Raw genomic sequence first — 14,602 nt, 5'->3', positions numbered from 1 at the left:
CCATCGACCACGAGGGCAAGGTGGTGGCGGTGAAGATTCTCAAGGGGCCCGGCTACGGCCTCAACGAGGCGGCGAGGGATGCCATCCGCCGCTTCCGCTTCAAGCCCGCCATCAAGGGCGGCGAGCCTGTCTCCACGGAGATGAAATACTCGTACACCTTCCTGCTCGATTGATGTCGCCACTCCCGCTGGGAGAGCGGCGGAGCCCGGGCGTGCCCGGCATGTCAGGGGTACCCATCCCCACGGGCATTGCCGGGATTCCACCTCGCCATCGCTCCGTCTCTCTTTCAGCGGGAGCGGCAACCCCCTCACCCGTATGCTTGGACACGCCATGTCCTCCACCCTGAAAGCCCGAGGCGCGCTCGTCGCGGCCTCGCTCCTGCTGGCGGCGCCCGTGCTCGCGCAGGCACCCCAGGCCGGCGCGCCTCCCACGGACGCGGCCACGCCACCTGCGGCGCAGGCCCAGCCCACCATCACCAAGCCTCCCGAACTGGTGCAGCAGGTGGAGGCGCAGTACCCGCCCGAGGCGCTCGCGCAGGGGCTCACCGCGTCCGTGCGGCTCATCATCACCATCGCGGATGACGGCTCCGTCGCCGAGGTGCTGCCCACCGAGCCGGTGGGCAACGGCTTCGACGAGGCGGCCATCGCGGCGGTGCGCCAGTTCCGCTTCTCGCCCGCCGAGGTCGACGGCGTGCCCGCGCCGGTGCAGGTGGAGTATGTCTACCACTTCACCCTCACCGCGCCGGAGCCGGAGGCGGGCGCCGAGGCCGTGGAGGCCGAGCAGCCCAAGGCCACGCTCACCGGTCAGCTCATCTCCCGCGGCAGCCGTTCGCGCGTGCCCAACGCCACCGTGCGCTGCGGCGACGACGCGGACGCGCCCGAGGTGATGTCCGACGAGGACGGCCGCTTCACGCTCGAGGTGCCCGCGGGCACCTGCGAGGTGCGCGTGGTGGCCACGGGCTTCCAGCTCTACCAGACGAAGGAGGAGCTGAAGGCGAACGAGACGACGGAGGTGAACTTCTACCTCGCGCCCTCGGGCGGCGGCCTGGAGACGGTGGTGCGCTCCGACCGGCCGAAGAAGGAGGTGGTGCGCCGCACCATCACTCGCGAGGAGGCGCAGAAGACGCCGGGCTCCTTCGGCGACCCCATCCGCGTCATCCAGTCGCTTCCGGGCGTGGCGCGCGCGCCCTTCATCTCCGGTGAGCTGCTGGTGCGTGGCTCGAACCCGGGCCAGACGTCGACGATGATGGACGGGGTCGAAATCCCCCTCCTGTTCCACCTGCTCGGCGGACCCTCGGTGGTCAACGCTGAGTTCATCGACCAGCTCGACTTCTTCCCGGGCGGTTACGGCAGCCAGTACGGCCGCGCGGTGGGCGGCATCGTCGAGGTGGGCACGCGCAAGGGCGCCTCGGACACGCTGCACGGCTCGGTGAAGGTGGACCTGCTGGACGCGGGCTTCTTCCTGGAGAGCCCGATTACGGACGGCATCAGCGTGGCCGCGGCCGCCCGCCGTTCGTACATCGACGCGATTCTGCCCGCCGTCCTGCCGAAGACGGAGGGGGGCACGCTCTCCGTGGTGCCGCGTTATTGGGACTACCAACTGCGCGTGGACTTCGGCGCGAAGCGCGGGACGCCCAACGACGACACAACCGTGACGGCGGGGGGCGCGCGCAGCTCCGGCTACATCATGGCCTTCGGCAGTGATGACCAGCTCCGCGTGGTGTCCACCGGCCCCGAGACGGAGCGGGACCTGGAGCTGGACACGCGCATGAACTTCCACCGGGTGAAGGGCGACTGGACCTACCGCAAGGGCGCGATGTGGTCCGTCTTCACGCCCTTCGTCGGCATGGACCGCAACAACATCGACTTCGGGCTCGCGCGGCAGGAGGGCAAGACGTACACGCTGGGCGCCCGCGAGGTGCTGGGCATCGAGCTGTCCTCCGCGCTCACCCTCCGCACGGGTCTGGACCTCGTCTTCGAGCACGAGCGCTACGACGTGTCCTTCCCCGCGCCGGGCGGCATCGAGTACGTGCCCTTCCCCGGGGCCGAGCCGGTGGGCCAGCAGTTGGAGGAGCAGATTGCCCTGAGCGCCTTCGACGGCGCGCTCTTCCTGGAAGCGGACCTGCTGGTGGGGCGCTTCACCTTCACGCCGGGCGTGCGCGGCAACCTCCAGACGGTGGGCAACACGCGGAACCTGGCGCTGGACCCGCGACTCTGGGTCCGCTACGCGGCGACCTCACGCACCAACCTCAAGGGCTCGCTGGGCCTCTACAGCCAGCCGCCAGAGACGTTCCGCTTCATCACCGCGCCCTACGGCAACCCGGACCTCGCCTACCAGCGCGCGTTCCAGAGCAGCCTGGGCGTGGAGCACCGCATCACCGACGTGCTCAACGTGGACGTCACCGGCTTCTTCAACCGCCGCTTCAACAACATCGTGTCGCCCGGCCAGCTCGTCGCCAACGAGGGCGGCGGCGTCTTCACGCTGCCGTACTCCAACGACGGCATCGGCCGCGCGTATGGCGTGGAGGTGATGCTGAAGAAGGAGCGCGCCTCCGCGACGGACAAGTGGTCCGGCTGGCTCTCGTACACCTTCAGCCGCGCGGAGGACGGGCGCGTGGGGCCGCCGCCCCAGGGCGGAGGGGCCTTCGGTGGCGGCAGCGTGCCGGACGACTCCACCTATGGCCTCAGCCCCTGGGACCAGACGCACATCCTCACGATGGTGGCGGGCTATGTGCTGGGCAACGGCTGGGAGCTGGGTGGCCGCTTCCGCTACACCAGCGGCCGGCCCATGACGCCGCTGGCGAGCGGCCATGACGTCTACGACGCGGACCGCAATCGCTACAACGCGACGTTCGGTCCCTACTTCTCCGACCGCACGGGCGGCTTCCACCAGCTGGACGTGCGCGTGGACAAGAGCTGGCGGTTCCAGAGCTGGACGCTCACGGCCTACCTGGACGTGCAGAACCTCTACAACGCGAAGAACGTCGAGTTCGTCTTCAACGACTACCGGTTCCGTCGGGAGTACGAGGTGCCGGGCATCCCCATCCTCCCCGTGGTGGGTGTGAAAGGAAGCTTCTGAGATGAAGACCCTGCTCGAGTATGGCGGCCTGTTGCTGCTGCTGGGCGCCACCGCGTGTGTCGACGTCGAGGACCAGCCTTCGCGCGTCCACGACTTCCGTGTGCTCGGTCTCGCAACGGAGCCGCCGGAGTTCATGGCGTCCGCCTGCGAGCTCAACCCGGCGACGCTGGATGAACTCTCCGAGCCCGTGACATACCGCGCGCTGCTGGTGGACCCGGCGGGTGAGGGCCGTCCCATCCAGTACACGCTGTGGGCGTGCGCGGACCCCGAGGACCGGACGTGCGCGAACGAGGCCAACCGCGTACTGCTCGCGGAGGGCACCACCGCGCCCGGTGAGCTGACGCTCAGCATCCAACCGGGCGCGGCCACGCTGGCGGATGACACGCCGCTGCTGGTGCGGGTGCAGGCGCTGGACCCCTACCTGGGGCTGGGCGGCCTGCGCATGCCGCTGGTCCTCTTCACGCAGGCGGGGGAGGAGCGGGTGTACGCGCAGAAGCTGATGGTCTTCTGGTGCCCGGCGGTGGAGGGGATGCGGGCCAACGTGCAGCCGGTGATTCCGGGCCTGCGCGTGGACGACGTGGCCTGGGCCGCGGAGGCGCCGCTGGAGCTTCGGGGCGCCGGGCCCTTCGTGGTGACGTCCGAGGACGTGGTGGCCTTGCAGGAGACGTACGTGGTGCCCGGGCTGCGGCTGGAGGCGGTGACGCTGCGGGAGAGCTGGGAGATTTCGTGGCACGCGACGCTGGGCGAGTTCTCGCCGCAGGAGACGGGCGGCTCGTCCTTCGGCGGGCAGGAAGGCCGGCACCGCACGGAGTGGGAGCCGCCGGAGGGCGCGCAGGCGCAAGAGGTGACGTTCTGGGCGGTGGTGCGGGACGGCCGGGGCGGCAGTTCCTGGTTGGTGCGGCGGGCGCTCTGGAGCCCGTGAGCCGGGCTCGCGCGCCGGCCTCCAGTCGAGATATGCCGAGGGGACTCGCTTGAGGCCGGGCCGGGCCTGACGCGTGGGGTGTAACGCGGATGATGAGACGCACCACTGCTGGGGAATGGGGCCGCCGGTGCGGTCTGCTGGCCGCGGCCTGCCTGGGCGTGTGGGCCACGGTGTCCGCCGCGGCCACTCCGCCCCCGGCGGAAGAGCCCCCGGTGACGCTGCGCCGCTTCGCGCTGCTCGTGGGCTCCAGCGAGGGCGGTGAGGGACGCGAGCGGCTGCGCTACGCGGGCTCGGATGCGCTGGCCATGTCCCGCGTGTTGGGGGAGCTGGGCGGCGTGGCGGTGGCGGACCGCGTGCTGCTGCTGGAGGCGGACCGGAAGGGCCTGCTGGGCGCGCTGGAGCGGATGCGGGTGCTGGTGGAGGCCGCGGCCGCAGATGGCGTTCGCAGCGAGCTGGTGCTCTACTACTCGGGCCATTCGGACGCGGAGGGGCTGCTGCCGCGCGGTGAGCGACTGACCTACGCGGCGCTGAAGCAGGGGCTGGGCGCGGTGCCCGTGGACGTGCGCATCGCGATTCTGGACTCGTGCGGCTCCGGCGCGGTGACGCGCTTCAAGGGTGGGGTGCACCGGCCGGGCTTCCTCATGGACGCGGCGTCGCAGGTGCGGGGCCACGCGTACCTCGCCTCCAGCTCCGCGGATGAAGTGGCGCAGGAGTCGGACACCATTGGCGCGTCCTTCTTCACGCACTTCCTGGTGACGGGCCTGCGCGGCGCGGCGGACGCCAGCGGTGACGGCCGCGTCACCCTGCACGAGGCCTACCAGTTCGCCTTCCATGAAACGCTGGCGCGCACGGAGCGCTCGCAGGGCGGTCCGCAGCACGCGGCCTATGACATCCAACTGGCGGGTAGCGGCGACCTGGTGCTGACGGACCTGCGCACCTCGCGCGTGCGGCTCACGGTGGCGGAGGACGTGCAAGGCCGCCTCTTCGTGCGCGACTGGGGCAACCAGTTGGTCGCGGAGCTGCAGAAGCCCGCGGGCCGGCGCCTGGCGCTGGGGCTGGAGGCGGGGCGCTATCAGGTCGTGCTGGAGCGTCCCTCGCAGCGGTTCGAAGCGGAGTTGACGGTGTCGCCAAAGGGGGGCTCGGAGCTGCGCGCCGAGCACTTCGTTCCCATGACACTCACGCGCACGGCGGCGCGAGGCGGGACGGACATGCGGGCCGAGGCCCTGTCCACCGGCGAGCCGGTCGTCCTCGGCGACATGCCCTCCGTGCCCTTCAACCTGTCGCTGGTGCCGCCGCTGGCCACCACCTCGCTGTGGGGGGGCGTCGGGCGCAACCACCTGGCGCTGGGTGTGCTGGGCGTGCGCTCGATGCAGCTTCAGGGGTTGGGCGTGTCCGCCGGCGTGGGGTGGGTGGACGGGACGGTGGAGGGGTTCCAGGTGTCGGGCGTGGCGAATGTGGCGGGCGGGGAGATTTTCGGTCTCCAGACGGCGTTCGGCGGCAACCTCGCCTTCGGTGGCGGGACGGGCGGGCAGGTGTCCGCCGTCTTCAACATGGCCGAGCGGGACTTCACGGGCTTCCAGGTGAGCACCACGGCGAACCGCGCGGCGGCGCGCCTCCGTGGCGTGCAGGCGGCCGTGGGCATCAACCTGGCGGAGCGGCTCGCGGGCGCGCAGGTGGGCCTCATCAACATCTCCGGGGACGTCGCGGGCGCGCAGGTGGGCCTCATCAACGTGGCGGCCGAGGTCCGCGGCGTGCAACTGGGGTTCATCAACATCGCGGATGACGTGTCGGTGCCCATCGGCTTCTTGAGCATCGTGCGCAAGGGGCGCTTCGTGCTGGAGCTCTCCGCTGACGACGTCATGCCCCTGTCGGTGGGCATCAAATATGGGAGCCGGACAGTCTATGTGCTGGCCACCACGGGCGTGGGGATTGGCAAGGACTCGCTGCGGACCTTCCTCAACATGGGCCTGGGCGTGCACGTCCCGCTGGATGCGGCGGACCGCTACTCGCTGGACGTGGACCTGTCGTACGGAAGCTGGCAGCCGAACTTCTATGGCTCGGGGCCCAAGAACACGCTGTTCCGGATGCGCGCCACGCTGGGGTGGGAGCTCAAGCGGCGCTTCGCGCTCTTCGGTGGTGTGTCCCTCAACGCGTACGACCCGTCGTCCCAGGACGAGTACCGCGACGTGAGCTGGCTGCCGCAGTGGAAGCTGGGCCGCGGCCCCGGCGGCGTCCGGATGTGGCCCGGCCTGCTGCTGGGCGTGCGCATCTGAGGCGCATCCTCCAGGTTCAGCAGTAGCTCAGCGCAGCCACGCCAACACCGCTTGCGGCGCGTCCACGTGGACGAAGTGCCCGGCCTCCGGCAGCGTCTCCACCGGGCAGCCCGCGGCCACCAGGCGCTCCACGTCCGCGTCACTCACGTACTTCGAGCGGCCACCCCGAAGGCACCGCATCGGCGGCCGGTCCTTGCGCTCCACCGCTGTCCACAGGTCTGTGTCATTCACGCGCGAGTGCAGGCCCGCCAGTCCCTGCCGGTCGAAGCGCCAGCGCACGCCGCTCTCCTCCGTCACCAGGTTCATCAGCAGCCAGTCCGCCAGCGGCTCCGACAAGCCGCGGCCCGTGAGCTCCGCGCGCATCGCCCGGCGGTTCTCCGCCTGAGCCGGTGCCTGGAGAAGGATGCCCAGCACCTTGCCACTCTCCGACAAGTCTCCCGGGACAGGCCCCGGTGCGATGTCCAGCAGCGACACGCTCCGGACGGCCTCCGGGACATTGAGGCTTGCCGCGAGCGTCACCCGTCCTCCAAGCGAATGCCCCACCCAGTCGAACGGACCCTGGAAGCCCTGCGCACGCGCCGTGTCCACCACGTCCCGGGCCATGCTGTAGAGGTCCGAGTTCGCTGGCAGCGCAGGGGACGTCCCGTGTCCGGTGAGGTCTGGCAAGAGGATGCGCCGGCTCGGGTCCGCCGCGCTCCACGCCGCCGCCAGTGAGCGCAGATTGCGCCCCGTGCCCAGGAAGCCGTGCAGCATCACCGTGGGCACATCGCCCTCACCCACCAGGAAACTCTCGAGGACCATGCGATTCGTGCCTTTCTCTCCACCCCGTTCGCCTTGACGCGGGGCGGGCCGTGCCGCTTCATACCTTGAACGCCCTGCCTGACGAGGTCTTCCGCGTGCCCACCGTTTCCTTGCTGCTCTTCGTGCTCGCCTCCGCTCCCGCGAACACGGCCCCCGCCGACTCGAAGGCAGCCATCACCGCCGTGCTGGATGACTGGCACCAGGCCGCCGCCGCCGCGGACGAGGCGCGCTACTTCGGCCACTTCACCGACGACGCGGTGTACCTGGGCACCGACGCCACCGAGCGTTGGACCCGTGATGAATTCCGCGCCTGGGCGAAGCCGTACTTCTCCAAGGGCAAGGCCTGGAACTTCAAGGCGACGTCACGCCACATCTTCCTCTCGAAGGATGGCGCGGTGGCCTGGTTCGACGAGGCGTTGGATACGCCCAACCTGGGCCCCAGCCGCGGCAGCGGCGTGCTGGTGAAGGACGCCGGCACCTGGAAGATTGCCCAGTACAACCTCTCCATCCCCATCCCCAACGACGTGCTGCCGGAGGTGAAGCGGCGCATCGAGCGGGAACTGGCCCGGAGCCAGAAGACGCCCGGGAAGTCCTCGACCTGGAGGGCGCCGCCGGCGAAGGTGCCCTCGCCGCAGACGCCGCCCATCAAGGAGAGGGCGCCCGCTCAGGCGAACTAGTCTCCTCACAACCCGAAGGGATACGTGTCAGGCGCGTCCTCTTCCCCGTGCCCGGCATCCGAGTCCAACGGGCGCAATGCCCGCGTCTCGTCGTAGTGCAGCACCGCGTCGAACTGCGCGGGCAGGTTCGCGTGGAAGTAGTGGCTCCACCGCTCGGTGCGCGGCGCGTACACCACGCCGATGGCGCGCTCCAGGCGGCGCTCATGCAGGCCGCCCGCCGCTTCGCCCAGCTCGGCCATGCGCAGCAGGAACGCGGGCATTCCCACGTCGTGGAACAGGCGCTCGTAGCTGCCGGACATGGCGGGCTGGATGCGGCGTCGCAGGCCGGGCTCGTCCCATTCGTGCGCGGCGATGACCACGCCCGTGTACGTGGTGAAGCCCACGTTGTAGGTGGCCGCGCCGTGCCGCTCGCGAAGGAGCTGGCCCACGTTGAGCTCCCCCTGGTCACCCATCTGCGTGGCGCGGGCATCACCCAGGTGGGAGTTGTGCGCCCAGATGACCAACCGGGCCGGTGGACCGCTGCGTGACAGGTGCGCCGCGAGCGCGTCCACCGTGTCCGCCATGTGCGTGTCACGCAGGTTCCAGCCTTCGTGCCGGCCCGCATACACGGCGCGGTAGTACGCCTCCGCGTTGGCGACGAGCCGGGCGTTCTGCTCGGCGTGGAAGCGGGCGTCCGCGTCCTCGGGCCCCCGAGTCCTCCGCCGCTGCAACTCCACGAACTGGGCCCAGACCTGCTCCTCGCACGAGTCCGCCTGCCCCGACGTGGTGGACTGGCCATAGACGTGGGGCTCGGGGCCGAAGTGGTCGAAGCAGGCGTAGCGCTCGCGGGCCCGCTGCGCGGCATCCGGGTCCACCGTGTCCAACCAGGCCACCACCTCCCGCATGGAGTCGTGAAGGCTGTACAGGTCCATGCCGTAGAAGCCCGCCCGCTGCTCCGGCGGAACCGTGGCGTTGTGGGCACGCATCCAGGTGACCAGCTCCTCCATCTCCCGGTTGCGCCACATCCACCGCGGGAATCGCTGGAAGTTGCCCAGGGCGCCAGCGGCCGTCGCGTCCTGCCCGTTACCCCGCACGAACGCGTCGACACGGAGGGCGGCCGGCCAGTCGGCCTCCACCACCAGCGCGTGGAAGCCCTGCTCGGCGATGAGGCGGCGGGTGAGGGTGGCGCGTGCCTGGTAGAACTCGTGTGTCCCGTGTGTGGCCTCGCCCAGCAGGACGAACCGCGCATCACCGATGCTCTCGATGAGCGGGTCCAGGTCCGAAGCGCGGCCCGACACGGGGAGCGCGGCGGCTCGGATGCCCTCCAGCAGGGCGGCCGACACCTCCGGGGCGTCCTCCTCCATTGAACCCATGCCTCACAAGGTGGGGGCGGACCTGGCGGAGTGCCCATCGTGCCTTTCCCTCAGCCTGGGCGGCGGACGGGGAGGCGCCCCCTCCGTTGCAGTCACGCGGCCGCGTGCCAGCGCCCCATCGGGTCCCAGCCTTGGGCAGGCATCGCAGTCTAGGGGGAGCCCGCTCATTCCCAGCATGGCGCGGAGCCTCCCGCCGCCACGGTGCTGGCGGTAGGCTCCCGCTTGCATGACTGGCCATGACGACGTCACGGGGTGGATTGTCTGGGCGGGCGGATTCGTCGCCGCCATGGCGCTCGTCATCGTCCCGGTGAGGCTGGCGCGCCGGAAGCGCAGGAGCATCTGGACGCACGGGCTGCGCGCACGGGCCCGGCTGGTGAAAGCGGAGGCCGGTGTCCTGGACCGCAACCGCCAGCGCACCACCGTGATGACGTTCCAGGTCGACGGCGTGGACGGGGGAGCGCCCTGGATGCTGGTGCAACAGCGGACCCTGGGGGCCGAGCACGGCCACCTGCTCGCGCCAGGAACGGAGCTGGAGGTGATCTACCTCCCAGAGGCTCAATACTCGGCCGTCGTCATTCCGAGATTCGACGGTGAGGATTGGGATTGATGCGCCCTCAAGGATGCGCCCGACGTGGAGGACCTCGGGCCCCTGGGGCTGGACCTGCGGCTGGGTGGCGAGCTCTACATCTTGGGCCACGCTGACAGGGATGTGAACCACGGCAGCTCGGTGGACCTGCCAGGGCGTTGAGCGCGGCAGCTTGGCTTCGAATCCACGAGCGCGCAGCCTCCGCTCCGTGAGCGACTAGACCTCGCGAGCGAACCGCGCCGCGTCTCCAATCGTTTCGCGTGAATTCCTCGTGGCTCCGTCGGAGATGCGTTGCGCGAGTGAATCGCTCCGTGCACAAGGCGCGCGGCGCCCCGTTCCGGGCCGCCGTTTTCCGGAGGGGAAATGTCCCGCACGTGGAGCATGGTATCGGCCGTGTGGCTCGCGGCCTGTAGCGCGCAGGTTTCCGACGTGGATGAAGCGCAGGACGGGTCGCCACCACACGAAACGGTGAGCCGCCAGGAGTCATGGGAGGGGGAACTGGAGGTCGTGGTGGTGGATCCGCCCGCGCCCGCCGCGTCGTGGGAAGAGTACTTCGTGAAGCAGGGGAACCAGCACCGCCAGGTGCGCTTCGAACACGGCGCGCCGCCGGGACTGCGCAGCGGGCTCCAGGTGAAGGTACGTGGGCGCGAGCAGGGCGGCCAGCTCATCGCCCAGGGCGTGGACGTGGACACCCATGCCGCGTCCTCGCTGAGCACGGCGAGCGCGTGTGGCGTCAGCGGCGTGCAGCGCAGCCTGGTCATCATGACGGAGTTCCCCGGCATGGCCCGGCCCGGCCTCACCCCGCAGGCGGTCCACGACGTGTTCTTCTCCACGACGCGCCGTTCGCTGGCGGATTACTGGAGCGAGGTGTCCGAGGGTCGCACCACCACCACGGGCGACGTGGTGAGCGGGTACACGCTGGACCGCGCCTATTCATGCAGTGAAGGCGCGGCCATGCGTGAGGCCGCGGTGCGGGCGGCGGACGCGGACGTGGACTTCACGCAGTACGACCGCATCTTCATTGTCCACCCACGGCCGCAGGCGGGCTGTTCCTACGCCGGTCAGGCCACGGTGTCCTGCGGGCAGGTGCAGACGGCGGACGGTACCGTGATGGCCTCCACTTCGTGGCTCGTGGCGGAGTCCATGATGGTCCACGACAGTGCCGTGGAGTTGGTGACGCACGAGGCGGGGCACAACCTCACGTTGGGCCATGCGAGCTCGCGCGACTTCGGCGCGGAGGCCCTGGGCCTGCCGGGGGCGACGGGTGTCATCGACGAGTACGGGGATGTCTTCTCGACGATGGGACGGTGGAACCTGGGCCACTACGCGGCGCCGCAGAAGGCACGTATCGGCTGGCTGGACGCGTCCGCGGTGGCCGAAGTGGACGGTGTGGACGGTGTGGACGGCACCTTCACCCTCGCGCCCGTGGTCGCGTCGGGCGGGCTGAAGGCGCTCAAGGTGCGGCGGCGGCCTGGGAGCAATGACTGGCTGTGGTTGGAGTACCGCCAGCCCGTGGGGGGCTATGAGGCGACGCTGGCGCCGCAGGTGTTCGGCGGAGCGCTCGTGCACTACGCGGATGCGACGACGCTGAGTGGCTCGCACCTGCTCGACTTCACGCCGCAGACGGCATCGTGGACCGACCCGGCCCTGCTTCCGGGCACGACGTGGGACGACCCCTACAGCACCCTCTCCGTGACCGTGAACGCGGCGACGTCCGCGGGACTCGTCGTGAGCATCGCGCACCGTCAATCCGCGTGCGTCCGCGCACCCCACGAGGTGCAGGTGACGTCCTTCGCCCCCACGTCCTGGCCCGGAGGCCGGCCGGAGTTCGAGGTCGTTCTCGTCAACCACGACTCGCCTACGTGTTCGCCGTCCACCTTCCAGGTCTCCGCCCTCCTTCCGCAGGGGTGGGGCTCCGACCGTCTGCCCGCGCAAGTCACTGTCGCCGCGTCCGCCTCGTTGTCATGGGGCCTCCAGGCGTATGCGCCCTACAGCGCGGCGCCCGGCACGTACGCCGTGGGCCTGGCCGCCACGCGAGACGGCCACACGGTGCAAGGCACAGCGGACATCGACATCGTCGAGCGTTGTGTCACCGCATCGCCTACCGTCACACTGTCACCGCAGACAGTGACGGCGGCGCCGGGCACGGATGTCACCTGGACGGTGAACGTCACCAACAACGACTCCGCGTCGTGTGATTGGGTCTGGTACGACTTCTATTCCAACCTGCCGTCGGCCTGGGACACCGCCTTTTCCGACTGGGGTGTGAACCTGCCGCCGGGTGGCGCCTTCACTTTCACGATGACGAAGTCCATTCCACGGGAGGCGCGCGGCGGCAGCCACACGGTGGACCTGGACATCTACAAGGACGAGTACGGTCTCGTGTGGCACGGCACCACCACCGTGGATGTGGCCGAGCCGCTGACGCGCTCGAGGTGATGTTGCGAGTCCGCTCGCGGCGGTTCATCACCGTCGCGAGCGGACGTGTGGCTTCTCAGGATGCCCGGGCGCCAGTGCGCTGCCGCCACGCACCGAGGATGCGCTGGGCCACTGCGTCCACGCCCAAGTCCTGGGTGACCTGGAGCACGACGCCAGGGACGTGGGCCCCCCGGCCGCACGGTCAGGACGATTGTCGTGAAAATATAGGTCAATCGACCTAATAAAGACTCCAGGCGGCGTGGATGGCCCACGCCGGCGGGTGGAGCGCGCAATGGTGGCTGAGGACAGTGTCGTGCTGGTGGGGGGCTACGGCGTGGTGGGGACGTGGCTCGCGCAGTTGCTGCGGGAGCGGCATCCGGACCTTCCGCTGGTCATCGCTGGCCGCCGCCGCGAGCCCGCGGAGGCGTTGGCCCGGCGGCTGGGGAATGCGGAAGCCGTGGTGCTGGATGTGACGGCGCCCGACCCGCTGGCGTGCCTGTCCGGACGGCCCAGGGCCGTGGTGTCGCTGGTCAATGACCCGGACGATGCGGTGCTGCGCTCGGCGGTCCGGGAAGGCGTGGCGGTGCTCGACATCACCCGCTGGACGTCGCGTGTGAAGTCGGCGGTGCTGCGGCTGTCGGGGACGCCCCCACGGGCACCCGTCCTGCTCAGCTCCGCGTGGATGGCGGGACTGGTGCCCAGGCTCGTCGCGGGCGCGTCGGAGCGGGTGGGAGGCGTCGAGCGCGTCGACGTGGGCATCCGCTTCGCCCTGGCGGATCAGGCGGGTCCGGACTCGGTGGAGTACATGGACCGGCTGGGGATGGCCTTCGACATCACGGAGGGAGGGAAGGAGCGGCAGGTGTTGCCGCTGACGGACGGCCGCCGGGTGATGTTCCCGGATGGGCGGCCCACGCGCGTCTTCCGGCTCGACACGCCCGAGCAGGCCACGCTGCCGCTGGTGCTGGGCGCGCGTACGGTGTCGACGCGGCTGGGGTTCGATTCGGGCACCGTCACCTGGATGCTCGCGGCGCTCCAGCAGGTGGGGCTGCTCCGGCTGCTCCAGCATCCCCGTCTGACGTCCGTGCGGCGCGCGCTGATGGCCAGCAGCGGCACGGGCGGTGAGGCGGCGTGGGTGGCGGACGTGGAAGGTCCTCGCGGAGCGCTGCGAATCGAAGTGGTGGACCCGAAGGGACAGGCCCACCTCACGGCCGTGGGCGCGGTGCTGGGGACGGAGCGACTGCTGGGATGGGATGGCGCGCCGCCTCCCGCCGCGGGCGTGTGGTTCCCGGAGCACGACGCGCGTCCGGAGCAGGCCCTGGCGGCCCTGCGCGGGTGCGGTGTCCAGGTCCGCTTCGAGGAACAATCGCGCCGGGAGGCGGCCTGATGCCACGCGCCACGCGGGGGAAGCTGCCGTCGTCGAAGCCTCGCGAGGGGACCGCCGTTCACGCCAAGGGGACCGAGCGGGTGGCGTCCATCCTCGATGCGGCCACCGACACACTGGTGGAGGAGGGCCATTCGGGGCTCACGCTGCGCCGGGTGGCTCAGAGGGCGGGGCTCAGCGTGGGCAACCTCCAGTACTACTTCCCCGCGAAGCAGGACGTGGTGCGGGCGCTGCTCGCGCGCTACCTGGAAGCCGCCAGCCAACGGGTGCATGCGCGGGTGGAGGAAGGCGGCCGTGCGCCGATGGAGCGGCTTCGGCGCGCGGTGGAGGCCCTGCTGGAGGACCAGGAGTCGCCGCGTCATTGCCAGCTCTTCGCGGAGCTGTGGGCGCTCGCCGCACGGGATGAAATGGTCGCGGACGCGCTCGCCGTCTTCTACGCGGGCTTCCGGGCGGGTGTCGTGGCGCTGCTGCGTGAACTGGCGCCCGGGCTCAGCCCGTCTCGCCTGGAGCGTCGCGCGGCGTTGGTGGTCGCATTCCTGGAGGGGCTGTCCCTCTTCAGAGGCGGCGGTGCGCTCCGGAGGGCCTCGGTGCCAGGGTTGGAGCAGGAGCTGCGGGCCGTGTTGGAGGAAGTGCTGGCGGGCGTCCCCGCAGCCGGGAAGCTATGAGTCGGCCGGGCCGCCCTCGTCATCCACGACGAGCACCGACTTGAGCTTGTCCATGGCCAGCGGCGGTACGTCCGTGAAGGCCAGGCCGACTTCAAAGCGCGCCACCGCGTCCTTGGGAAGCTTGCGCATCCAGGCCACACGCGCTTTGCACTCCAGCGAAGTGCCGTCACGCAGGAACAGGTCCAGCTCCAACTCGGAGTCCTGGGTGTACTGCTCGTCGGAGTAGATGCGGATGCCCCCCAGGCTGGCGTCCAGCACCTGCTGCTTGTCCACGCGCCTCAGTCGCGCGGGCCGGGCATAGAGCGGCGCCTCGAGCCGAGGAAAGCGACGACGATCCGTGGGGGATTCATTCACGCTGGCGCTGTTCATGTTCCAGCCTTCTCCGGGGGGAAGTCCGGCCGGGCTCCCGGGCGACGGTGACGAAGCATAGGGGATATGGCGGGTTGGTA

12 protein-coding genes are annotated in these 14,602 nt (G+C 70.4%); 9 read left to right on the top strand and 3 right to left on the bottom strand.

What is annotated here, in order from left to right:
* The 4 genes from FMQ63_RS28705 to FMQ63_RS28690 all read left to right on the top strand — a co-directional run.
* The coding region (locus tag FMQ63_RS28705) for an energy transducer TonB (RefSeq protein ID WP_141276792.1) at positions 1-173 on the top strand (173 nt) is incomplete at its 5' end.
* Between the two features lie 142 nt (positions 174-315).
* The gene (locus tag FMQ63_RS28700; protein ID WP_011550944.1) at positions 316-3,078 is read left to right on the top strand and encodes a TonB family protein; all 2,763 of its coding nucleotides are present in this window, start codon (positions 316-318) and stop codon (positions 3,076-3,078) included.
* Between the two features lies 1 nt (position 3,079).
* The gene (locus FMQ63_RS28695) at positions 3,080-4,000 is read left to right on the top strand and encodes a hypothetical protein (protein ID WP_011550945.1); all 921 of its coding nucleotides are present in this window, start codon (positions 3,080-3,082) and stop codon (positions 3,998-4,000) included.
* An 89-nt stretch (positions 4,001-4,089) separates the two neighbouring features.
* On the top strand, positions 4,090-6,273 hold the full coding sequence (locus FMQ63_RS28690) for a caspase family protein (RefSeq protein ID WP_011550946.1): 2,184 nt from the start codon (positions 4,090-4,092) through the stop codon (positions 6,271-6,273).
* 27 nt (positions 6,274-6,300) lie between these two features.
* Here the strand turns inward: FMQ63_RS28690 and FMQ63_RS28685 are convergent, their stop codons facing one another.
* Entirely contained in the window at positions 6,301-7,074 is a 774-nt protein-coding gene (locus tag FMQ63_RS28685) for an alpha/beta fold hydrolase (RefSeq protein WP_011550947.1), read from the bottom strand.
* Between the two features lie 65 nt (positions 7,075-7,139).
* Here FMQ63_RS28685 and FMQ63_RS28680 point away from each other — a divergent pair, with 65 nt between their 5' ends.
* Positions 7,140-7,751, top strand: coding sequence for a nuclear transport factor 2 family protein (locus FMQ63_RS28680; RefSeq protein ID WP_216609324.1), 612 nt, complete (start codon positions 7,140-7,142; stop codon positions 7,749-7,751).
* A gap of 5 nt (positions 7,752-7,756) precedes the next feature.
* Here FMQ63_RS28680 and FMQ63_RS28675 read toward each other — a convergent pair whose 3' ends face one another.
* The gene (locus FMQ63_RS28675; protein WP_011550949.1) at positions 7,757-9,103 is read right to left on the bottom strand and encodes an erythromycin esterase family protein; all 1,347 of its coding nucleotides are present in this window, start codon (positions 9,101-9,103) and stop codon (positions 7,757-7,759) included.
* A 226-nt stretch (positions 9,104-9,329) separates the two neighbouring features.
* Here FMQ63_RS28675 and FMQ63_RS28670 point away from each other — a divergent pair, with 226 nt between their 5' ends.
* The 4 genes from FMQ63_RS28670 to FMQ63_RS28655 all read left to right on the top strand — a co-directional run bounded on the left by FMQ63_RS28670 (position 9,330) and on the right by FMQ63_RS28655 (position 14,153).
* Complete coding sequence (locus FMQ63_RS28670) at positions 9,330-9,710, top strand: hypothetical protein (RefSeq protein WP_011550950.1); 381 nt, start codon at positions 9,330-9,332, stop codon at positions 9,708-9,710.
* Positions 9,711-10,052: 342 nt separating this feature from the next.
* Positions 10,053-12,128: a M6 family metalloprotease domain-containing protein gene (locus tag FMQ63_RS28665; protein ID WP_011550952.1), complete on the top strand. Its 2,076-nt coding sequence runs from the start codon at positions 10,053-10,055 to the stop codon at positions 12,126-12,128.
* Positions 12,129-12,399: 271 nt separating this feature from the next.
* Complete coding sequence (locus tag FMQ63_RS28660; protein ID WP_171452342.1) at positions 12,400-13,491, top strand: saccharopine dehydrogenase NADP-binding domain-containing protein; 1,092 nt, start codon at positions 12,400-12,402, stop codon at positions 13,489-13,491.
* Positions 13,491-14,153, top strand: coding sequence for a TetR/AcrR family transcriptional regulator (locus FMQ63_RS28655; protein WP_011550954.1), 663 nt, complete (start codon positions 13,491-13,493; stop codon positions 14,151-14,153). Before FMQ63_RS28660 ends, FMQ63_RS28655 begins: the two co-directional genes overlap by 1 nt.
* Here the strand turns inward: FMQ63_RS28655 and FMQ63_RS28650 are convergent.
* Positions 14,148-14,522, bottom strand: coding sequence for a PilZ domain-containing protein (locus FMQ63_RS28650; protein WP_225909744.1), 375 nt, complete (start codon positions 14,520-14,522; stop codon positions 14,148-14,150). The genes FMQ63_RS28655 and FMQ63_RS28650 overlap by 6 nt on opposite strands.
* Between the last annotated feature and the right edge of the window lie 80 nt (positions 14,523-14,602).

The organism is Myxococcus sp. CA005 (genome assembly GCF_006518205.1).
Taxonomy (GTDB): Bacteria; Myxococcota; Myxococcia; order Myxococcales; family Myxococcaceae; genus Myxococcus; species Myxococcus xanthus.
The sequence above is the reverse complement of the archived record's forward strand: the minus strand, read 5'-3'. Positions and strand labels throughout refer to the sequence as shown.